20 protein-coding genes and 2 riboswitches are annotated in these 22,933 nt (G+C 36.8%); all 20 genes read right to left on the bottom strand.

Annotated features, from left to right (window positions below; all coding sequences use genetic code 11):
• Window positions 1-22 precede the first annotated feature (22 nt).
• Window positions 23-1,594 (bottom strand): Na+/H+ antiporter NhaC family protein, encoded by a 1,572-nt coding sequence (locus AM499_RS01205; RefSeq protein WP_053588499.1) that lies wholly within the window; start codon window positions 1,592-1,594, stop codon window positions 23-25.
• 105 nt (window positions 1,595-1,699) lie between these two features.
• A riboswitch (Lysine riboswitch) is annotated at window positions 1,700-1,883 on the bottom strand.
• Between the two features lie 42 nt (window positions 1,884-1,925).
• A complete protein-coding gene (gene yunB / locus AM499_RS01200) occupies window positions 1,926-2,705 on the bottom strand; it encodes a sporulation protein YunB (RefSeq protein ID WP_375219807.1) in 780 nt (259 codons plus the stop codon).
• Window positions 2,706-2,753: 48 nt separating this feature from the next.
• Window positions 2,754-4,115 (bottom strand): bifunctional metallophosphatase/5'-nucleotidase, encoded by a 1,362-nt coding sequence (locus AM499_RS01195; protein WP_053588498.1) that lies wholly within the window; start codon window positions 4,113-4,115, stop codon window positions 2,754-2,756.
• Window positions 4,116-4,136: 21 nt separating this feature from the next.
• Window positions 4,137-4,955, bottom strand: a complete 819-nt coding sequence (locus AM499_RS01190; RefSeq protein WP_053588497.1) for a sulfite exporter TauE/SafE family protein — start codon at window positions 4,953-4,955, stop codon at window positions 4,137-4,139.
• On the bottom strand, window positions 4,955-5,806 hold the full coding sequence (locus tag AM499_RS01185) for a DUF72 domain-containing protein (protein WP_053588496.1): 852 nt from the start codon (window positions 5,804-5,806) through the stop codon (window positions 4,955-4,957). The genes AM499_RS01190 and AM499_RS01185 overlap by 1 nt, the downstream gene beginning before the upstream one ends.
• A 111-nt stretch (window positions 5,807-5,917) precedes the next feature.
• On the bottom strand, window positions 5,918-7,315 hold the full coding sequence (sufB, locus tag AM499_RS01180; protein WP_053588495.1) for a Fe-S cluster assembly protein SufB: 1,398 nt from the start codon (window positions 7,313-7,315) through the stop codon (window positions 5,918-5,920).
• A gap of 24 nt (window positions 7,316-7,339) precedes the next feature.
• Complete coding sequence (gene sufU / locus AM499_RS01175; protein ID WP_053588494.1) at window positions 7,340-7,771, bottom strand: Fe-S cluster assembly sulfur transfer protein SufU; 432 nt, start codon at window positions 7,769-7,771, stop codon at window positions 7,340-7,342.
• Window positions 7,761-8,990, bottom strand: coding sequence for a cysteine desulfurase (locus tag AM499_RS01170; protein ID WP_053588493.1), 1,230 nt, complete (start codon window positions 8,988-8,990; stop codon window positions 7,761-7,763). The genes sufU and AM499_RS01170 overlap by 11 nt, the downstream gene beginning before the upstream one ends.
• Window positions 8,990-10,297 carry a Fe-S cluster assembly protein SufD gene (gene sufD / locus AM499_RS01165; RefSeq protein ID WP_053588492.1) on the bottom strand — a complete coding sequence of 436 codons (1,308 nt, stop codon included), beginning with the start codon at window positions 10,295-10,297 and terminating at the stop codon, window positions 8,990-8,992. Before sufD ends, AM499_RS01170 begins: the two co-directional genes overlap by 1 nt.
• A gap of 18 nt (window positions 10,298-10,315) precedes the next feature.
• Window positions 10,316-11,095, bottom strand: a complete 780-nt coding sequence (sufC, locus tag AM499_RS01160) for a Fe-S cluster assembly ATPase SufC (RefSeq protein WP_053588491.1) — start codon at window positions 11,093-11,095, stop codon at window positions 10,316-10,318.
• 721 nt (window positions 11,096-11,816) lie between these two features.
• The gene (locus AM499_RS01155) at window positions 11,817-12,623 is read right to left on the bottom strand and encodes a MetQ/NlpA family ABC transporter substrate-binding protein (RefSeq protein WP_053588490.1); all 807 of its coding nucleotides are present in this window, start codon (window positions 12,621-12,623) and stop codon (window positions 11,817-11,819) included.
• Between the two features lie 64 nt (window positions 12,624-12,687).
• Window positions 12,688-13,356, bottom strand: coding sequence for a methionine ABC transporter permease (locus tag AM499_RS01150; RefSeq protein WP_053588489.1), 669 nt, complete (start codon window positions 13,354-13,356; stop codon window positions 12,688-12,690).
• Entirely contained in the window at window positions 13,349-14,374 is a 1,026-nt protein-coding gene (locus tag AM499_RS01145) for a methionine ABC transporter ATP-binding protein (protein WP_053588488.1), read from the bottom strand. The genes AM499_RS01150 and AM499_RS01145 overlap by 8 nt, the downstream gene beginning before the upstream one ends.
• 105 nt (window positions 14,375-14,479) lie before the next feature.
• Window positions 14,480-14,586: riboswitch (SAM riboswitch) on the bottom strand.
• 37 nt (window positions 14,587-14,623) lie between these two features.
• Window positions 14,624-14,944 carry a thioredoxin family protein gene (locus AM499_RS01140; protein WP_053592052.1) on the bottom strand — a complete coding sequence of 107 codons (321 nt, stop codon included), beginning with the start codon at window positions 14,942-14,944 and terminating at the stop codon, window positions 14,624-14,626.
• Window positions 14,945-14,954: 10 nt separating this feature from the next.
• Window positions 14,955-15,305: a toprim domain-containing protein gene (locus tag AM499_RS01135; protein ID WP_053588487.1), complete on the bottom strand. Its 351-nt coding sequence runs from the start codon at window positions 15,303-15,305 to the stop codon at window positions 14,955-14,957.
• Window positions 15,306-15,382: 77 nt separating this feature from the next.
• Window positions 15,383-15,763, bottom strand: coding sequence for a glycine cleavage system protein GcvH (gene gcvH, locus AM499_RS01130; RefSeq protein ID WP_053588486.1), 381 nt, complete (start codon window positions 15,761-15,763; stop codon window positions 15,383-15,385).
• Window positions 15,764-15,835: 72 nt separating this feature from the next.
• Entirely contained in the window at window positions 15,836-16,198 is a 363-nt protein-coding gene (locus AM499_RS01125; protein WP_053592051.1) for an arsenate reductase family protein, read from the bottom strand.
• Between the two features lie 1,123 nt (window positions 16,199-17,321).
• Window positions 17,322-19,103, bottom strand: a complete 1,782-nt coding sequence (locus AM499_RS01115; RefSeq protein WP_053588484.1) for an acyl-CoA dehydrogenase family protein — start codon at window positions 19,101-19,103, stop codon at window positions 17,322-17,324.
• A 35-nt stretch (window positions 19,104-19,138) separates the two neighbouring features.
• On the bottom strand, window positions 19,139-20,314 hold the full coding sequence (locus AM499_RS01110) for an acetyl-CoA C-acetyltransferase (RefSeq protein WP_053588483.1): 1,176 nt from the start codon (window positions 20,312-20,314) through the stop codon (window positions 19,139-19,141).
• Window positions 20,315-20,342: 28 nt separating this feature from the next.
• Entirely contained in the window at window positions 20,343-22,727 is a 2,385-nt protein-coding gene (locus AM499_RS01105; RefSeq protein WP_053588482.1) for a 3-hydroxyacyl-CoA dehydrogenase/enoyl-CoA hydratase family protein, read from the bottom strand.
• Between the last annotated feature and the right edge of the window lie 206 nt (window positions 22,728-22,933).

The raw sequence follows: 22,933 nt of genomic DNA, 5'->3' as shown, positions 1-22,933 counted from the left end.
TTATAAAAAAACAGAGCTAGTTTTAGCCCTGTTTAAAGTCTTCTTTTTTTGATTTAAAATTCCACACTAAAAACAAGATGATTAGGATCAATACAACCGATACGAATCCTATAATAACAGATCCAGTTAAACCTAATATTAAATAACCGAAAGCAGCTATTACTGCGCTAATTATGGCATATGGCAATTGTGTCATGACATGATCTATAACATTTACACCAGCCCCTGTTGCTGACATTATTGTTGTATCAGAGATTGGTGAACAATGATCACCAAAAACTGCTCCTGCTAAAACAGCAGACAATACAGGAAGCAATAGCTCGGGTTCTATTGCCATGATAATGCTAGCACCAATAGGGAGTAATATTCCGAAAGAACCCCATGATGAACCTGTTGCAAAAGCCATTATCGCTGTTAGGACAAATAGTAAGACTGGAATTACTCCAACCGGTATATTGTTTTCAGCAACTAAGTTGGCTAAATATTGGCCAGTTCCAATAGATTCGATTAAAAATGATAATGACCATGCAAATATTAAGATGAAAATTGCTGGTAACATGGAACTTATTCCAGTAACTAAAGCTTTCCAAATAAAATTAATCTTTGCTGTTGGATTATATTTTAGCTGTCGTAAGTATAATAATACAGCGAGTATTGTAGCTAATAGTCCACTAATAAATAAAGAAAAAGGAACATCCGTATTTTCAAAAACTACAAATATATTGAGTTCTTGATTTGAGTTTTGATAACCTGTCCAAAACATAGATACTAGTGTTATCACAATTAATGTAATTATTGGTAATACCAAGTCCTTAACTTCTCCATATTTGTTTTCTGGAAAATTACCTTGTAGCTCACCTGGATTAGGTTTACTTGTGTCGAATAACTTCCCTGTTTCTTTTGCAATCTTTTCATGCTTCCTCATTGGCATTAGATCAAAGTCAGTCCACGCCATAAAGAAAACGATGGCAAGGGTAGCAATAACATAAAAGTTCATAGGAGCCATTAACATAAAAGCTTCAAGAGGTGTATAGGAAGTAACCGCATGAGTTGCAAAAATAACACCCAATTGGCTTATTAAAAATGCTCCCCAACTTGAGACGGGCGCTATTACACACACTGGGGCAGATGTAGAATCAATAAAATAAGCTAATTTTGCTCGTGAAACGCGATGACTATCTGTGATAGGTCTAGCAATTTGGCCAACTGCTAAGGCATTAAAATAGTCATCTACAAAGATAATTATTCCTAGAAACGCTGTCAGTAATTTGGAGCCTCTTCTAGTTTTGATTCGTTTAACAGCCCAAGCCGCAAAAGCTGTGCTTCCACCTGACAAACCAACTAAAGCAGTAATAATACCTAAAAATAAGATAAATAATAAAATGTAAATATTAGATGTGTTTAAACCTTCATCCCAAAAAGATACTTTAAATGATTCCCATAGCAATAGTAAAGAATCTACCGGGTCAAAGCCCTCTACTAAAAGAGAGGCAGATACAATACCAACTCCGAGTGATAATAAAACTCTTTTCGTTACAAGAACCATAATGATTGCTAATAATGGTGGTAGTAAAGAAAATATAGTACTTTCCAAAATAGTTTCCTCCTTTTCAGGCGGAGGCACAGAACAGTAAACAAAAAGGCCAACCAAAAAGAATGGCTGGCCTCTACTATAGAATTCAAGATTACACTTTCATTCATACTCTGTAGCTCACCATTTATATGATTCCATATAAATGGCAGTGTTATTCCTCTTTAAAATAACCCCAACTAAATGTTATAGGACAAGAACATTTAATTTCGGCACTGCTTCCTTTCCTAAACGATCTACGTTGTCATCCTCACGTATAGTACTATTAAGCAATGCAGCCTCTACCTATTCATTTTGCATCTATTACTTTAACATCAAAAGTAAGCTCTTGCAATCATTCTTGTTTTGGTAATGGATTTATTGGTACTTCGACAGAAGGAGCGTTTCCACCTTCCCCTTTTGTATAAATTTGTGGAACCTGACCCTGAATTAAACCCATTGCGACCGGAATCCTTTGTTCGACCGTACTCATTTTACTGGCAAGTGGAACAATTATTTGGACGTTTACTTTTAATAGAATACTTATCTCTACAAAGGCATTGTTTATTCCAAACTCATCAATACTTTGTTCAACGGTTGATTGAACGTTTCCAATCACATGAAATCGAATGGGAATCTTTGGACCTAAGTTTCCGATTAGGGGTATATTAGCTGCCTGCCCCATTGGTACAAAAAATACGACCCCACCTTGATCTTCCATTGTTTGTTTATCATACTCAATATCATCTAAATAAGGTAAGCTTGATAGATTACCCTTTTCCGCTTGCTCTAAATGAGATTGTACTAAACTTTGGGTATCAGACAAAACTCGATTAATTATTTCCGTATTAAATTTTGTCGTCACCATATTATTAGCACTTTCGGATGGAACATGCTCAATAATGTCATTTACATCTAACACATTAGCAATTCTAGTATTAATCGCTTTACTTATCACCATGGAAGCAATTTTGTTCGTCTGTACCTCTGCATATTGCAGATAAGTTGGAGTTAAGCGAGCATTGATCCAATAAAACAAACCCGCTACAGAAAGGATAAAGCAAGCTAGAAAAATGGCTAATTTACGCTGCATATTTAAAAACTTGATTCTTTTCTTTTTACGATAGAACAACAAAAAAAAATCCCCCTAGTTATTTATATGTAACTGGAGGATTTTAAATGACTATATTTCATTTTTTTGACCGTACCACTTTAACACGTCCCGTATGAATTCAGGCATAAAATACTGCTTCGTCGCAAATTTAAAGGCTGGAAAGAAATAGCCAAACGTGAACATATCTAGTGTTGCAAGATAATAGGTTTTTTCAAGTTTAACGAGTTCTCCTTTTACGTATACATCGCCTTCTTCATCCTCGTATAGCTGGTTAAATTGCATAGCCCCCAAATATTTCCCTCTGAATCCTAAACCTTTTACTTCAAGAAGGGGCCACTTTTCATTTTTGGATAACTCAACGGTTTCCATCAATTCTGCTCCAGTTAAACTTACAACACATGGATTAATGGGATGAGGAAGAAGTCTATGCAAATCACCAGCAGTAACAATCCCTTTTTGTAAATCGGTTAAGAAAATGCCTGCTGGGAACATGGCACAATCAGCTCCTGTAAAAGCTAGTAATGCATTAGCAAAGAAATCAGACATACTTGATGAATGGAACCAATTTTTCTTTAATAATGTTTGATTCGCAAAAAGTGGGTAAGCTAGTTTGCTTTTTCCTATATGCTCCCAAGTTTCTAATTGTTCCGCATTATTCTCAGGGATTTGCAGCGTTTCTATAGGATAAAGAACAGCTTTTTTAGAACTAACTTCCCTAAGGTTATGGTCAAATTCTATTGTAACTTTCCCTACAAAGGCTCCATACTTGCCAGCAGCGGCCTGCAGCGTACCATTCAGCATTTTCCCCTCATCAAAAAAATGATGTGTGTGAGCGCCAAAAATTACATCAATTTGCGGTATTTCCTCTGTAATTATTTCGTCTTGGGACATACCAAGGTGTGACATACATAGAATTATATCTACTTTATGCCGTATTTCTTCACACACTTCTTTTAGTCGATTGATCGGCTGCTGAATATGCCAACCTAACTTTTCATAATAAATCCCAAAGTCTGCTGTAGCAGCTACAACTCCAATATGAATTCCAGAGGCAGTTTTGTGAATTTTATATGGGAGTATCCATGATGGAATGATGCCATTTTGATCTGTAAAGTTCGAAACAACCACTTCAAAATTTGCATTAGCATACATACTGTCTAATTCTTCATGACTAAGAGTAATACCTTCATTATTTCCAATGGTGACATAATCATAACCAGCTTCATTTAGTAAATCTACATTTCCTCTTCCCAAAGTACCTTCAGTAAAGATATTAGATCGATCAATATGGTCACCAATATCTATAATGAGATATGAATCATGTCCTTCATGCATTTTTTGTCTATCGGAGAGAAACTGATGTATAGTCGGCCAGTTTTCTAAATGACTATGCAAATCATTTGTATGATAAATATGAATAGTTTCTCTCAACATAAACCCACCTTTTTGATTTTACATAAGACCAGCTATAATGGATCGAACTCCTAATAATAGCAAAATAATTCGCAGAGCAACGACAAGCGTATCCGAATTAAGTTTTTTATTTAATCTGGCACCCAATTTCGCGCCAATATAAGCTGCAGGAATAACTGGTATCGTATAAAGCCACGGCACATTCCCCAGGTAGATATGCGTTATAGAATTGATGATGGAAGATAAAAATACCATAAACATAGACGTAGCCACTGCCACATGTGGTGGAAATAAAAATAAAAGGATCATAGCAGGAACAATGATAGACCCTCCACCAATTCCAAATAATCCAGATGCGAATCCTACACCAAATGTTAACAGGATGGCAAACCAAATTGGATATCCATAAACATATGTATCTTTATCATCTGTGAATGTCTTTTTGCTACCATTTTCAACAAACCACTTAACTGGTTTTAATCGATCTCTTACAAGCAGAAGGGTTGATAGAATAATAAGTAAAATACCAAAATATAAATTAAAGGATGGTAAATCTAACCCTTTATTTACCCATGCTCCTAAAATCGTCCCTGGAATACTTCCTATAAAAAATATAAATCCGCTTTTAAAATCAACCGTCTTCGTTTTCATGTAAGAAAGTGTGGACGATAGACCAGTGAAAATCATCATAATCACAGATAGGCCAACCACACTTTGAGGTGTGATATTAGGTATTAAAGCAAGAGTCGTTCCAAAAAATAATACAGCTGGCACTAAAATTACTCCGCCACCTAAACCTACTAATGCTCCAACTATTCCGGAGAAAAGACCAGCTAAAACTAGTATAATCCACTCCATTATATCCCTCCATCAAATAAATCTAATTGTTTTGGAGCTAAACCTTCAAATTCTATTCCAAGCATCTGTTGAAAGGTTTTTGCATTTTTTGCTGCATGCCCACCAGAATTATTATTAAATAATACCACTACTTCTTTTGTGTTAGTATGTAATTCCTCGCAAATCTTTTGAATGTCAAGAAGTTCTTCTTTATTATAATCATATAAATAACGTACTTCTCGCCATTTTTCACTATCCCCTGGATTTATCCATCCATATGTATTTCTCCCATGGAGTCTCACAAGTACTTTTTCTGAAGTGGAAATAGGAATTAAAGGGACACACCCTTCCCCTACTTGTGGCTCATCACAGATCGTATGATGAAAATGGTTATCTTTTAGAAACTGAATAGTCTGATCTTTAATAGCATGCGTATACCATGATTGATGACGAAATTCGATTGCTACCTCAAAATCTTTTAGCTCTGCTCTCACTTTATATAAATAATCAACATTTTCTTTTTTACATTGAAACCATGGAGGGAATTGAACTAAAACCATAGACAGCTTTCCACTTTCCTTGAAAGGTTGAATGGATTCCCGATAACGTTCAAACATATCCTCTAGTGAATCAAAAGGAGATTCCCCTCTAAGATGACCTGTAATACCTTGATATGCCTTAACGATAAATTGAAAGCTATTTGGAGTTTCCTTTATCCACTTTTCAACGTTTCTATAGGAAGGTATTGCATAAAAAGATGAATCCAGTTCAACTACTGGAAAATGGGCACTATAATCTTGTAATTTTTCTTTCGGCGAAGATACATATAAATCTGTATGATCTCCCCATCCTGTCAAACCAATTTTTATCATGCATTCACCCCACTATTTAATCATATCATTAACTACAATTTAGAGCTAAATTAAAAAAGACAGCAGAGGTTCATTTTACTCAACCCTGCTGCCTTTATTAAACTGTAGGTATTAACCGATAGAACCTTCCATTTCGAACTTGATTAAACGGTTCATCTCAACCGCATATTCCATTGGAAGTTCTTTTGTAAATGGTTCGATGAAGCCCATTACGATCATTTCTGTTGCTTCTTCTTCACTTAATCCACGACTCATCAAGTAGAATAATTGCTCTTCAGAAACTTTCGAAACTTTCGCTTCATGTTCAAGAGAAATATTATCATTCAGGATTTCATTGTATGGAATTGTATCTGAAGTAGATTGGTTATCCATGATCAAAGTATCACATTCAATGTTAGAACGAGCACCAGTTGCTTTGCGACCAAAATGAACTTGTCCACGATACGTTACTTTCCCGCCTTGTTTCGAAATAGATTTTGAAACAATTGTAGAAGAGGTATTCGGAGCCAAGTGTAGCATTTTAGCACCAGCGTCTTGGTGTTGACCTTTACCAGCAATTGCAATAGAAAGAGTCAAACCACGTGCGCCTTCTCCTTTTAGGATAACAGCTGGGTATTTCATTGTTAACTTAGAACCGATATTTCCATCAATCCATTCCATTGTAGCGTTAGCTTCACAAACTGCACGTTTAGTAACTAAGTTGTAAACGTTGTTTGCCCAGTTTTGGATTGTTGTATAACGGCAATAAGCATCTTTTTTGATAATAATTTCAACAACCGCACTATGAAGTGAGTTTGTTGTATAAACAGGAGCTGTACATCCTTCTACGTAGTGAACAGATGCACCTTCATCTACAATGATAAGCGTACGTTCGAATTGCCCCATATTTTCAGAATTAATACGGAAGTATGCTTGTAGAGGAGTATCCACTTTAACGCCTGGTGGTACATAAATAAATGATCCACCTGACCAAACTGCAGAGTTAAGTGCAGAAAATTTGTTGTCCGTTGAAGGAATTACAGTTCCCCAGTATTTTTTAAAGATGTCTTCATTTTCACGTAGAGCAGAGTCCGTATCTTTAAATACAATACCTAAATCCTCTAGCTCTTCCTTCATGTTATGGTAAACAACCTCTGATTCATACTGTGCAGAAACACCTGCAAGGTACTTTTGTTCTGCTTCTGGAATACCAAGTTTATCAAATGTTGCTTTGATTTCCTCTGGTACTTCATCCCATGATTTTTGAGTTGCTTCGGATGGTTTTACATAGTAAGTAATTTCATCGAAGTTTAAAGATCCTAAATCTCCACCCCATTGAGGCATTGGTTTAGAATAAAAGATTTCTAACGCTTTCAAACGATAATCTAACATCCATTGTGGTTCATTTTTCATACGAGATATTTCTTCTACAATATCCTTCGTTAAACCACGTTTTGAACGGAAAATGGATACGTCTTTATCGTGGAAACCATATTTGTAATCACCAATTTCAGGCATTTGTTTTGCCATCGTATTTCCTCCGTTCTCCAATTATTATTTTTCTTCAGAAACGCCTTTTTCCATAGCCTTCCATGCAAGTGTTGCACATTTAATACGCGCAGGAAACTTAGATACACCATGTAATGCTTCAATATCATCCAAGTCAATGGAATCATCATAGTCTTTTCCTAGCATCATCTCTGAAAAAGTAGTAGAAAGTTTTAAGGCTTCTTCGACTTTTTTCCCTTTTACTGCTTGTGTCATCATGGAAGCAGAAGCCATTGAAATAGAACAACCTTCCCCATCAAACTTTGCGTTTTGGATAATTCCATCTTCTACTTGAAGTGTCAGATGAATGCGATCTCCACAAGTCGGGTTATTCATGTCAATTGTAAGAGCACCTTCCTCGATACTTCCTTTATTACGAGGATTTTTATAATGGTCCATTATTACTCGACGATATAATTGATCTAAATTAGAAGACATCGTTAAAATACTCCTTTGCAGTGCGCAATCCAGCAACTAAACGGTCAATATCTTCTTCTGTGTTATAAAGATAAAAACTTGCTCTTGCAGTAGCCGTACATTGTAACCATTTCATCAATGGTTGTGCACAATGATGACCTGCACGAACAGCAATACCGCTCATATCAAGTACGGTTGCAACATCATGTGGATGCACATCATCTAAGTTAAATGTTACGATTCCAGCTCGCTTAGACGGATCGTTTGGTCCATAAATAGTCAAGCCTTCTATTGTAAGCATTTTATCCATGGCGTAAGTAGCAAGCTCATGCTCGTGTTTTTCAATCTCATCTAGCCCGATTTCCTCAAGGAAATCAATGGCAGCTGCTAGACCAATCGCTCCAGCAATGATCGGTGTTCCACCTTCGAATTTCCAAGGTAGCTCTTTCCATGTAGACTCGTATAGTCCTACAAAGTCAATCATTTCTCCACCAAATTCAACAGGTTCCATTTTTTCAAGTAATTCCTGCTTACCATAAAGTACCCCGATACCTGTCGGACCACACATTTTATGACCTGAAAATGCAAGAAAATCACAATCCAAATTTTGAACATCTAGCTTTAAATGTGGAGCGGCTTGAGCACCGTCTACGACCATTATAGCACCATGTTCATGTGCTATTTCAGTAATTTCTTTTATTGGATTCATCGTACCTAAAACGTTCGAAACGTATACGATGGATACAATTTTTGTTTTATCTGTGATAGTAGCACGGACATTTTCTAATGATAATGTTCCATCTGCTTCTAAATCGATGTATTTTAATGTTGCCCCTGTATCTTTAGCAAGTTGTTGCCAAGGAATAATATTTGAATGGTGTTCCATATGCGTGATGACAATTTCATCGCCCTCTTTCACATTTGCTAAGCCATAGCTTCTAGCAACTGTGTTAATAGATGTTGTTGTACCACGAGTAAATATTATTTCTTTTGTAGATTTAGCATTAATGAAATTTCGAACTTTTTCTCGTGCACCTTCGTAACTTTCTGTTGCACGATTCCCTAATGTATGCACACCACGGTGAACATTTGAGTTTTCGTATTCATAATACTTTTTAATCGCTTCAATAACTTGCACTGGCTTCTGTGAAGTGGCACCACTGTCTAGATAGACAAGTGGATGACCATTGATTTCTTGATTTAATATGGGAAAATAGCTTCGAATCTCTTTGCTGAGCATTAGCGAACTTTCCTTTCAATAACCTCCGTCAGCTGTTTCTTTACGCCTTCGATAGGTAATTCATTTACTACTGGAGCAAGGAATCCATGAATAACTAGACGCTCTGCTTCGTGTTTAGAAATACCACGGCTCATTAAATAGTACAACTGAAGTGGGTCTACTCGGCCAACAGAAGCTGCGTGACCTGCTGTTACATCATCTTCGTCGATCAATAGAATTGGGTTGGCATCTCCACGTGCTTTTTCACTTAACATGAGTACACGAGATTCTTGAACTGCATTGGATTTTGTAGCACCATATTCAATTTTCCCAATACCATTAAAAATAGATGATGCCTCATCTTTCATAACACCGTGTTTTAAAATATGTCCATCCGAATGTTTTCCCCAATGAATAACTTTTGTTGTGAAGTTTTGTTTTTGTTTCCCACGACCTACAACAACCATTTTAACACGACCTTGCGAGTTATCCCCAACTAAATGAGTTACGCTCTCGGAAATCGTATCGCCATCATTCATCATACCGAGTGCCCATTCAAGAACAGCATCACGGCTAGTGACACCACGACGGTTTACATACGTAGTGAATCCTTCTGCAAGAACATCCACTGTACCAAAAGTTACTTTTGCATTATCCTTTGCAATAACTTCTGAAACAATGTTAGCTAAGCCATTTGTATGTTCAACAGTCGATAGATAATTTTCTACGTAAGTGACAACACTATTTTCATCTGCAACTAATAACGTATGGTTGAAAAGAGATGCTGTATTATTATCGTGTAAATAAATTACTTGAATCGGTTCTTCTACCACAACATTTTTAGGTACGTATACGAATACTCCACCATTTAAAAGTGCTGCATGTAGTGCTGTGAGTTTATGCTCATTTACTTTTACGCCATCTGTCATAAAATACTTTTGAACTAGGTCGGCATTTTCACGGATCGCTGTAAAAATATCTGTTAAAATAACACCTTTTTCTTTTAGTTCATCCGATAATGAAACAAAAGCTGGCGTATTATTATGTTGAATATAAATATTTTTTTGCTCTTCTGTATTAACAAGTACTTTCACTTCTTCCGGTAATTCATCTAAAGAAGTGAAAACATTGCTCTCTACAGTATGTGTAGGGAATTCAATGAAATTCCAGTTATCGATTTTTGTTTTATCTGGCTTTGGCATTGGAAGTGATTCAAGCTCACCAAAAGCTGTTAGACGAATATCTGTCATCCAGCTTGGCTCTTGTTTACTTTCTGAAAAGGAGCGGATATCCTGCTCGGTTAATGCCAATTTTGTTTCAACCGTCATGCTGATTCGTCCCCTTTCTTATGCTTCTTGTCCAACTGTCTCGTCTTCAATTCCTAACTCTTCTTTAATCCAGTCATATCCTTGTGCTTCAAGTTTTTGTGCAAGCTCAGGACCACCAGATTTAACTACACGACCTTGCATCATAACGTGTACATGGTCAGGAGTAATGTAGTTAAGAAGACGTTGGTAGTGAGTGATCACTAGACTTCCGAAACCTTCTCCACGCATCTCGTTAATTCCTTTTGAAACAACTTTAAGTGCATCGATATCTAGACCAGAGTCAATCTCATCTAAGATAGCAAATTTTGGTTTTAACATCATTAATTGAAGAATTTCATTACGTTTTTTCTCCCCACCAGAGAATCCTTCATTTAAATAACGTTGAGCCATATCTAAATCCATTTCTAAAAATTCCATTTTGCTGTCCAATTCACGAATGAATTTCATTAATGAAATTTCATCGCCTTCTTCACGACGTGAATTGATAGCAGAACGTAAGAAATCGGCATTAGTTACTCCAGTAATTTCACTTGGATATTGCATAGCTAAAAACAAACCAGCTTGAGCACGCTCGTCTACTTCCATTTCTAATACATCTTCCCCGTCCAATTCAATTGAACCTGAAGTTACTTCATATTTAGGATGGCCCATAATAGCAGATGCTAAAGTAGACTTACCAGTACCGTTTGGACCCATAACTGCGTGAATTTCGTTTGTATTAATAGTTAAATTAACACCCTTTAATATCTCTTTACCGTCTATAGCAACGTGTAAATCCTTAATTACTAAAGTTGACATGTAATAACCTCCATTAAGTAACTTCGAATGGTTTACCATTCTAATTTATTATCATTCTAATCTTAACCCAAAGTCTATTGCCATGCAAATCTTTTGAAATACTTTCTCTTTAGGTTTATAAAACTATTGTATTTCTTGTATTTTACTTTCTTATCTATGCAAATTCATACAAAGTACTATTCTTTGCTAATTTTCAATAAGCTGCTCCAAATGAGAATGGATTTCACTATGAATATAGTGTTTAACCCAAAAAATCCATGGAGAATAAGTTTCTCCATGGATTTTTATTATCTTTTATTAACCTCGAAAAGATTGAGCATCAATTTTCGCGACTAGTTGGACACTTTTCTCATGATCTCGCTGTCTACGTTGTTCAACCATCAGTCGTAAATCCTGACTATTTCGTAATTCGGTATATCCGAAACCGTGAACTCCTCTAAACGCGTGGTCCATTTGTTCTGTGTAGGGCAACTCTTCTAAATTGATAATGAATCATTCCTTTCGATTTTTTAAAACTTACAATACTTACATACCCATGATAACACACCTTCAAACACTTTTTTCTTTAGATAACTTATTTACTATTATTGCCAATGCTCCATCAAAAGGATTTATACTGTCACAAAACGCTTCTATCCGGTCAGAAATAACTTTTCATACTTACAAATAATTTCTCTACAATAAAAAAAGCAGACACTTAAAGTGCCTGCTACGTTCTAGATTATTTAACTGGAACTACGGATCCGCCCCACTCTTCAACGATGAAATCTTGGATTTCTTTAGAGTGTAAAACGTCTACTAGAGCTTTAATTTCTTTTTTATCTTCATCGCCAGCTTTAACTGCAATGATGTTTACATATGGTGATTCAGAGTCTTCAATAGCAATAGAATCTTCCATCGGGTTAAGTCCAGCGTCTAAAGCATAGTTTGAATTGATTAGTACTGCATCGCCTTCTTCATTTTCATACAGTTGCACTAATAATGCAGCCTCATAGTTAGCGTCAAATTCAAGATTTTTTGGATTCTCTACAATATCCGTTAATTCAGCTGCTGTTTTATCAACACCTTCAGCTAATTTGATTAGTCCTTGAGCCTCTAACATTGCTAATACACGACCATGGTCAGCAACTGAGTTACTCATTAAGATCGTTGCACCTTCTGGTAATTCTTCAATAGAACCATATTTTTTAGAATATAAACCGATTGGCTCAATATGGATTCCACCTGCATTTTCAAAATCGTATCCAAATTCTTCTTTTTGTGATTCAAAGTAAGGGATATGCTGGAAATAGTTAGCATCCAACTCGCCTGAATCTAAATCTTGGTTTGGTAAAACATAGTCTTGGTAAGTTTCAATTGTAAGTTCAATACCTTGTTCTTCTAGTATTGGTTTAGCTTGTTCTAATATCTCAGCATGAGGAACGTTTGAAGCCCCTACTACTAATTTACTGCTTTCTTCTTCTCCACCACAAGCAGCCAGTGTTAATGCACTAACGGATAATAATGCTCCTGCTAAAAACTTTTTCATCTAATTTCTCTCCTTCTCTAATTCCCCAATTTTATATGTGATCGAGTTATCTCGTTAACACCAGTTATCTCTTGTCTATCTTTGTTGTTATCGCGTCGCCAATCCATTGAATAATAAATACTACAATGAGTATTAAAATGGTTGCAACAAGCGTTACATCTTCTCTACTGCGTTGGAACCCATCTAAGAATGCTAACGTACCTAAGCCGCCTGCACCAATAATTCCCGCCATTGCCGTATATCCAACTAGTGATATACAAGTAACTGTTATACCAGAGACTAATGCTGGCATCGATTCTGGTAATAAAACCTTCCATATAATAGTAGAAGTTTTAGCCCCCATCGATTTAGCTGCTTCAAGCACACCTTTATCTATTTCTCTTAATCCAATTAAAACCATTCGTGCATAAAATGGAGCAGCTCCAATTACAAGAGCTGGAAACGCAGCATTTGGTCCACGAATAGTACCTAAAAGTAATTTCGTAAATGGAATAAGCAATATGATTAAAATAATAAATGGTATCGAACGAAAGATATTAGTAAATGCTCCCGTCAACCAATTTGTTAGTTTATTGGCCCATGCTTGATGCGGACTTGTTAAAAACAAAAGTAATCCTAGTGCAAGACCAAATACAAATGTTAATAAAGTAGAAACTGCAGTCATATAAAGAGTTTCCATTGTCGCTTCCCACATTTTTGGCCAATCAACATTTGGAAATAAAGTATTAATCATTGTTGATCACCTCTGTGTGTACTTTTTGTTCGTGAATAAATAGAATTGCCTTATCGATTGCCGATGCATCACCGTCAATCTGAAGAATCAATGTCCCATAAGCTCCACTTATCGTATGTGTAATATTTCCTTGTACGATATTTACTTCCAAATCAAATTGTTTAATTAGTCTCGATAGAATTGGCTGTTCCGTTTGGTCTCCAACAAAAACAAGCTTGATGAGTTTGCCATTTGGATATAGTTCTTGTAAATTTTGAATCGTCTGCTGAGATTGATTATTTTCAGAAACTTGTGTAACAAATCTCTTTGTTATGGGCTGTTGGGGATTTTGGAAAACTTCCAGCACGTCCCCTTCCTCTACCACATGTCCGTTCTCCATTACTGCTACTCGATTACAAATCTTTTGAATAACCTGCATTTCATGTGTAATTAGTACAATGGTCAAACCTAATCTTTCGTTAATACTAATCAGTAAATCTAATATGGAATCCGTTGTTTCTGGGTCAAGTGCAGATGTAGCTTCATCACAAAGCAACACTTCTGGGCGATTTGCTAATGCTCGAGCAATTCCTACCCGTTGCTTTTGTCCACCGGATAATTGAGAAGGATAATAATCTCCTCGGCCTTCTAAACCTACTAACTCAATCAATTCTTTTACACGAGTAGCTCTTTGTTCTTTAGGTACTCCTGCGATTTCCAAAGGAAAAGCTATGTTTTCTGCAACAGTTCTTGACCACAAAAGATTGAAATGCTGAAAAATCATGCTTACTTTTTGTCTTACTTGTCGAAGCTTACCTTCGGAAATTGATGTAATTTCTTTATCATTTACAACAATTTGCCCTGAAGTCGGCTTTTCTAATCCATTCAACAATCTGATTAAAGTACTTTTTCCTGCACCACTATATCCAATAATTCCAAAAATCTCACCCTGCTTAATTGTAAGATTTACATTATCAACAGCAACAATGGTACCTTGCTTCGTACTAAACTTTTTCGAAATATCTTTTAAGCTAATCACGTAAATCTTCCTTCCTGTATGGATAGTACTTTTACTATCAAAAAACCCCTTCTGCAAAAGAGCAGAAGGGGTGTATGTTATCATTCAAAATAACAGTCATCCATTCTCTCATTTTCCAAAGCATTTACGCTTTGAGTGATTTGGCACCATTTCATTTACATGACGGTTGCTGGGTTTCATCGGGCACTTCCCTCCACCTCTCTTAATAAGAGCGACACTATTCAGTTGTTATCAATAAATCGAATTTTATCATGATAATTCGGTGTCGTCAACACTTTTTATAACATCTAAAAGATAAGGAATTGATTGGAAAGCATAAACCTTTTTATAAACAATTCCTTCTTTTGCAATTAAAAGACATGGCACACTTTCAATTTCATAATCCATCGCTAAATCTTTCATATAATTTATATTTGCCTGTCCAACCGGAAACTGTACAATTTCTTTAAGTACCTTCATCATTTTAGAGGCAACTTGGCATGTCCCACACATTGGGGTGTAAATATATAAAAGAGAAAGACTAGGAGCATTTTTAGCTTGCTCCCATTCCTCTCGAGACCATTCATTCACAAACATCATCCTATGATAAAAATTCTTTTTTCACCTTAATCTTAGCACGTTGTAAGATAGAAGCCAAAACATCAAGCGGGGTATTTGCAACTTCACCATATACAGGATTCGTATATAGATGAATTGCTTCTGGATATACCTTTCTAACTACCGATCGTATTTGTTCTCCTGATTTATCGGAGTCTAAAAAAGCATATATGGGCAATTCTTCTAAAGGACTTAAGATTTCTTCTAATTTCACATTAGAAATAGTGCCATTCGTACAAACAATTTCAGTTGCTTCAGCAAGAATGGTTAAAAGTTTCAGTTTATCTGATCTACCTTCTACAAGAATTACTTTTTCACTAAATACCTTAGCCATTAGCTTCTCTCCCAGCACATTATATATACTAGTATATGAAAAAGCGCCAGTAAATAACCGGCGCCTTTTTAAATCCATTATTCTTGAATTAACTCTTCGTATTGTTCTGCAGATAATAGTGCATCCACTTCTGCTACGTCAGAAGGCTCAACTACGATCATCCATGCATTTTCATACGGAGATTCGTTTACATATTCAGGGCTGTCTTCTAAATCAGCGTTTACTTCTACTACTTTACCGCTGATCGGAGCATACAGTTCAGAAACAGTTTTAACTGATTCTACACTTCCGAAAGGATCTCCAGCTTTAATATCGTCTCCTACTTGTGGAAGCTCGACAAACACGATATCCCCAAGTTCTGATTGTGCAAAATGTGTAATTCCAATACGTACTTTACCGTCTTCTGTTTTTACCCATTCATGCTCTTCTGAGTATTTTAATTCTTTAGGTGTGCTCATGTTATACCCCTCTCAAAAAAATATACATTCCTCTATAATATTCACACATTTCAATTGTAAAAACAAGCAACTTTATATGCTTTTCCAAATATGTTCAAACTCTTCTTCTTTAAAACCTAGCGTCAAATGCTCTCCATCATATACAATTGGTCGCTTAATAAGCATTCCATCTGAAACGAGCGTTTCGATTTGTTCTTTTTCTGTCATATTTGGAAGCTTGTCCTTCAATTGCATTTCTCGATATTTAGTACCACTTGTATTAAAGAGCTTCTTTATATCTGTATTTGTATTTACTAAAATCTCTTTTATCATTTCTTTTGATGGTGGGTTTTCCACTATATGATTATCCTCAAATTCCACTTGATGATCTTTCAGCCACTTACTTGCCTTTCTACACGTGCTACATTTGGGATAACCAAAAAATTGAATCGTCATTAAAATCACCTTTTTCTTCTTATCATATACAATACTATTGCACAAAAGCAATGTTCTTGTGTAACGAAAAGAATTAGGCTTTCCAACTAAAGTTAGGAATTTTCCAACTAAATCAATGTTTATTCCAACTAAACATCGATTTTTTCCAACTAAAACTTCAGTATTTCTAACTAAACAGAAAAATCTGTTCATCAACTGTAATACCAATCACACGGACGTGCGCTTGCCGCACGCTACGCATGAGCCACCGCAGGATGAGTCGTTCGTTTCACTCACTCCCACATCCTTACGCGGAGTCTCATTCTTCGCGCTCATGCGGCGTGTAAGGCGCACATCCTGAAGACACCAGCGAATATAGTTTCGTATTCATTTCTTCAAAATATGGAGAAATAAAATCACGTTTTGAAACTTTATACAGATACACGCGGTCAGTACAAATGCATAATTCAAGGATGGCATTATCTGTATTAATAAATAACAACAGTAATATTTAACAAAGCAAACAAAAAAAGCCGTTACTGAGTTCGGCTCAGACTGTAGACAAACTTAATTTTTCATATATGAAAAGATCAGTTTTCCGAGCCATAACGCTCGCCTTCCCACAGAAGTCGAGCGTGTGCTTCTCCAAACCCAAAAATTGAGTAGTGTACATTTGGTACCCAATTTGTCCACCAACCGAACTTGGTAAGGTTATATGAGTACTATTCTCGTTAATAATAGATAAAGACAGTTGGAACGAGCTATTCCAACTGACCTTCAGCTTAACGTCAAAAGTATTTTAAAAAACGGTTATGAATAATGATAAATTTTCCTAAAGAAATTGCTTTTTCCGATTTAAAGTAAACATAGTAGATATCTATAAGGAATTGGTTTTAAGGCAAGGATCACCACGAAGACTCCTGTGGGACAGCTTGAGCAGAAGACCCCGCAGGAACGAAGTGACGAGGAGGCTGAAGCCAAGCCCACGGAAAGCGAAGTGGTGGTCCTTGCCGAATTTATTATACAACTCTATGCACCAAAAATTAGGTTTGTCTACAGTCTAAAAGGCAGTTGGAATGAGCTACTCCAACTGCCTTTTAACTTCAAGCTGAGCCGATTTTTTGTGATAGGCCCTTTCATTTAATTAAACAACAAATTTTTCAGCCTCAATTAACTTAACAGAAGCTTCACGTTTCTTAGCAATCACATTATACGGAGAATAGCGAGTTAGTTTACGAAGTGCAGATATCATCATTCGTAAGTTATCTCCCTCAACAGATGCAATTAGTGTTTCTTTTGCTGCTTTTTCGATTTCATCAAATGCTTCTTGGCAGAAGATTTGTGTATAAAGTAATTTTTGATTTGCTTTTTCTACTCCACCACGGTCGATTGCTTTTTCCGTACGAAGTACCGCTGATTCCATTGCAAATATGTTGTTAGCAATGTTTGCAATATTAACTAATACTTCTTGCTCTGCTTCAAGTTTTGTACCAAAGCGTTGAGCAGCAAGACCTGCAGCTAGTAAACCAATTTTCTTCGCATTTGCTACCAATACTTTTTCTTGTGCTAGTGGCGCGTCACTCACTTCTTCTGGCATCATCATGAGTAGCTCTTCTTGTAAACTTTGTGCTTTTTGAAGTAGCGGAAGCTCACCTTTCATCGCTTTCTTCAAGAATGTACCAGGAACGATTAGTCGGTTAATTTCATTTGTACCCTCGAAAATACGGTTAATACGAGAGTCTCGATAAATACGCTCTACTTCGTATTCTTGCATAAAGCCATATCCACCATGTAACTGAACAGCTTCATCAACGATATAATCGAGAACTTCTGAACCTACTACTTTATTAATAGAACATTCGATGGCATATTCCGCGATAGAAGCAGCAATCGCTTTCCCATCTTTTTGTTCTGCTTCACTTAATTGCCCCATACGTTCTTCAAAGTAACCAACAGTTCTGTATATCAAGCTTTCTGTCGCATACAACTTAGAAGCCATTGTAGCAAGTTTTTGCTTTGTTAAATTAAAAGAAGAAATAGGTGTTTTGAATTGTTGACGTTGATTGGAATAAGAAATTGCAAGCTCTAAAGCACGTTTAGATCCACCTACTGTACCTACCCCTAATTTGTAACGACCGATATTTAAAATATTGAAAGCAATTACATGCCCGCGTCCAATTTCACCTAATAAGTTTTCTACAGGCACCTCTGCATCCTGTAAAATAAGAGTACGAGTAGACGAAGATTTAATACCCATTTTCTTTTCTTCTGCTCCCACTGAAACGCCTGGGAAAGTTTTTTCTACGATAAATGCTGTGAATTTGTCTCCATCCACTTTCGCATAAACAACAAATACATCTGCAAAACCAGCATTCGTAATCCATTGTTTTTCACCATTTAAAATATAGTGAGTTCCTTCTGCATTCAATTTCGCAGTAGTTTTTGCTCCTAAAGCATCAGAACCTGAACCTGGCTCAGTCAGTGCATAAGCGGAGATTTTATCTCCAGATGCAGAGTTTGGTAGATACTTTTGCTTTTGCTCTTCATTACCAAATAAAACGATTGGTAGTGTCCCAATTCCAACATGTGCTCCGTGGGTGATGGAGAAACCACCTGCAACCGAAATCTTTTCTGCAATTAATGCAGAAGAAATCTTATCTAATCCTAATCCGCCATATTCTTCTGGAATATCTGCAGCAAGTAACCCTAAATCACCTGCTTCTTTCAATAATCGTACTGAATGCTCGAATTCATGGTGTTCAAGATTTTCTACAACTGGTAACACTTGATTTTTTACATATTCTTCAGCTGTTTTTGCAATCATTTTTTGTTCATCGGTAAAGTCCTCTGGTGTAAATACTCGACTTGCCTCTAAATCTTCAACTAAAAAGCCTCCGCCTTTAATCACATCTTTAACTTCTGTCATGTTAAATCTCCCCTTTTGTTTGATAAGTTGATAGCTTATAAAAGTTCAAATACTCCTGCCGCTCCCATTCCCCCACCGATACACATAGTAACGACTCCGAACTGCTTTCCTTGACGTCTTAGTTCACTCATCATTTTTAAAGTCAAAATTGTACCAGTAGCTCCAAGCGGATGTCCGAGTGCAATTGCTCCACCATTCACATTAACTTTATCTATGTCAATTCCTAAATGACGAACTACTTGAAGAGATTGAGAAGCAAATGCTTCATTAATTTCCCAAATATCAATATCCTCAACAGATAAACCAGCTAGCTTTAATGCTTTTGGTACTGCTACAATTGGTCCGATTCCCATTACTTCTGGTGGAACACCGCCAACTGCGAATGAACGGAATTTCGCAAGAGGTTTTAACCCTTGTGCTTCTGCCACTTCACGGTCCATAACTAGAACTGCACCTGCACCATCAGATGTTTGAGAAGCATTTCCTGCTGTTACAGAACCACGAACATTAAATGCTGGACGTAATTTTGCAAGTGTTTCAACCGTTGTTCCTTCTCTAACACCTTCATCCATTTCGAATAAGAACTTTTTCACTTGAGCTTTATTGTTTTCATCAATATAATGCTTAACTACTTCGACAGGAACGATATCATCACTGAATTTACCAGCTGCAATTGCAGCTGCTGCACGTTCATGTGAACGTACTGCAAAAGCATCTTGATCTTCACGACTCACACCATATTTGTTTGCTACTTGCTCAGCAGTGTGGCCCATTCCCATATAATATTGTGGAGCTGTTTCTGCTAAACGTGCATTTGGACGAATCGTAGTTCCCATCATTGGAACCATACTCATCGACTCTACCCCTCCGGCAATAATTGCTTCAGAGTGACCTAGCATAATACGTTCTGCTGCATAAGCAATGGATTGTAACCCTGAAGAACAGAACCGATTTACTGTAATAGCTGGTGTTGTATCTGGAAGACCTGCTAGTGCACCAATATTTCTTGCAACATTCATTCCTTGTTCTGCTTCAGGCATTGCACAGCCTAAAATTAAATCATCTATTGGACCATCATATCCGCCTGCTCTATTCAATGTTTCCTTTACAACTAAAGCTCCAAAATCATCTGGACGAACAGTTGCTAATGACCCTTTTTTCGCTTTTCCGACGGGTGTTCTTGCACCTGCTACGATAACTGCTTCACGCATGAGTTCTCCTCCTTTTACCTAACGCAGTCTAGTTGCGTAATGGTTTGCCTTTCACTAACATATGTTGCATTCTTGCTTGAGATTTTGGATCTGCAACTAAACTTAAGAAAGCTTCACGCTCTAAGTTCAGTAGATATTGCTCATCCACTAAAGTACCGTATGGAACCTCACCGCCAGCGATGACGTATGCAAGCTTTTTCGCAATTTTCATGTCATGCTCACTGATATATCCTGATAAGAACATGCCTTCAGCACCTAATAATAGAGCTGCATATCCGGGAGAGCCTGAAACAGGGACCTGTTCTCTAATTGGCGCTTTATATCCAGCATCTGCAAGAGCTAGTGCTGCTTGCTTCGCATCGTAGATTAAATGATCAGGGTTAACGCTAATGCCATCTGCAAAGCTCAAGAAGTTGTTTTCACGAGCTTCTTCCCCAGAAGTCGATACTTTCGCCATTGCAATCGTTTCAAACACTTTGCTAGCAACATTTAAGTAATCAATTTGAACACCATTAGGAACACCTCTTAAGTGTTTAAGGTAAAGCTCTTTGTTGCCGCCACCTCCAGGGATTAATCCTACTCCTGCTTCTACAAGACCCATATAAGTTTCAGAAGATGCTTGAATATGTGCCGCTGGTAAAGTAGCTTCCGCACCTCCGCCAAGTGTCATTCCAAATGGAGCAACTACAACTGGCTTTGTAGAGTATTTGATTTTCATCATCGCGTTTTGGAATTGACGAACAACGAAGTCCAATTCAAAAATATTATCGTCCTGTGCTTCCATAAGAATCATGCCAAGGTTTGCACCTACACTGAAGTTTTTACCTTGGTTACCTATTACAAGTCCTTTGAAGTTTTTCTCTACTTCATCAATTGCAAAGTTTATCATTTGAAGAATATCTAAGCCGATTGAATTGGATTTTGAGTGAAATTCAAGTAGAGCAATTCCGTCTCCTAAGTCTATTAAGCTAGCTCCTGAATTCGACTTGATCACACCATGTTTTTTCTTATAGCTCTTAAGATTAATCACTTTATCACTTAAAGGAACTGCTTTGTATTCTGTTCCATCGAAGTAGAAAAGATCGCCATTGTCTTCTTTATAGAAGGATTCCAAACCTTTGTCTAATAAAGATTGAACGAATGAAGGAATGTCATGACCTTCTGCTTTCATTTTCTCAACGGAATCCTTCACACCTATTGCATCCCATATTTCAAAAGGTCCTTGCTGCCAGCCGAATCCCCATTTCATCGCGTCGTCAATCGATACGATATCGTCTGCAATTTCCCCATGTAACTGAGCAGAGTATATAAGTGTTGGACTTAAGATACTCCATAAAAGCTCCCCAGTACGGTCTTTTGCATATGTTAACGTTTTCACTTTTGCAGCTAAGCCTTTTTGTTGCTTCGCCATCTCCATTGAAGGAGTTTTTAGCTTTTTCATCGCTTCATATTCAAGTGTCTCTGGGTTTAACTCTTTAATTTCTTTTCCTTCTTTTAAGAAGAAACCTTGACCTGTTTTAGCCCCAAGCCATTTATTTTCAAGCATTTTTTGCATAAATGCAGGAATTTCAAATACCTTTTGTTCTTCCCCTGTTGTTTGGTCATATACATTTTTAGCAACGTGTGCAAACGTATCAAGTCCAACAACGTCCAGTGTACGGAAAGTGGCGGATTTTGGACGACCAATCAACGGACCAGTTACTGAATCCACTTCTCCGACAGAATATCCACGTGCTTGCATCTCCCGTAGTGAAACAAGTAATCCGTATGTTCCAATTCGATTTGCAATAAAGTTAGGAGTGTCTTTAGCTAAAACGACTCCTTTACCTAGAATGTCTTCGCCAAATTGCTTCATGAAATCCACTACTTCTGTATCCGTAGTTTTTGCTGGAATTACTTCTAATAATTTTAAATAGCGAGGCGGATTGAAAAAATGTGTTCCTAAGAAATGTTTTCCAAAATCTTCCGAACGCCCATCAACCATCGCATTTATGCTTATACCTGAAGTGTTGGAACTAACGATTGTTCCAGTTTTACGTACTGCATCTATTTTTTCATATAAGTTCTTTTTCACTTCTAAATTTTCTACAACTACTTCAATAATCCAGTCAACATCTTTTAATTTTTCTAAATCATCTTCTAAGTTGCCAGCAGTTATTAACTGTAGGTTTTTTGTAGAAGTAAGTGGAGCTGGTTTTTGTTTTAAAAGTTTTTGTAATGCTGTTTGAGCAAAACGATTCCGAACTGCAGGATGCTCCAAAGACCATCCTTTTGCTTCTTCCTCTTTATTTACTTCGTTCGGAACGATATCTAATAATAATGTAGGAATGCCAATGTTGGCTAGGTGAGCAGCTATTCCAGATCCCATTACCCCCGAACCTAAAACAGCAGCCTTTTTGATTTGATATGTCACGTGCAAAGCCTCCCCTTCGTCTTGAATGAATGCTCATTCATTTTATAGATAAAAAAAATAGAAGCAATTTCTATATCTATTAGTTTAGAACAATATTTAAATTTTCGCAATAATAAAATGATGTGTTTAGAGCAATTTTCTTTCTAGTCATTCCGAAACAGTGTACACTATTTAAGAAAAGTGTATGACGCTAATTTTAAAGAGCC

Source organism: Bacillus sp. FJAT-22090 (assembly GCF_001278755.1).
Lineage (GTDB): Bacteria > Bacillota > Bacilli > Bacillales_A > Planococcaceae > Psychrobacillus.
Note: the sequence above shows the minus strand (reverse complement) of the source record. Positions and strands in the feature narration are given on the sequence as shown.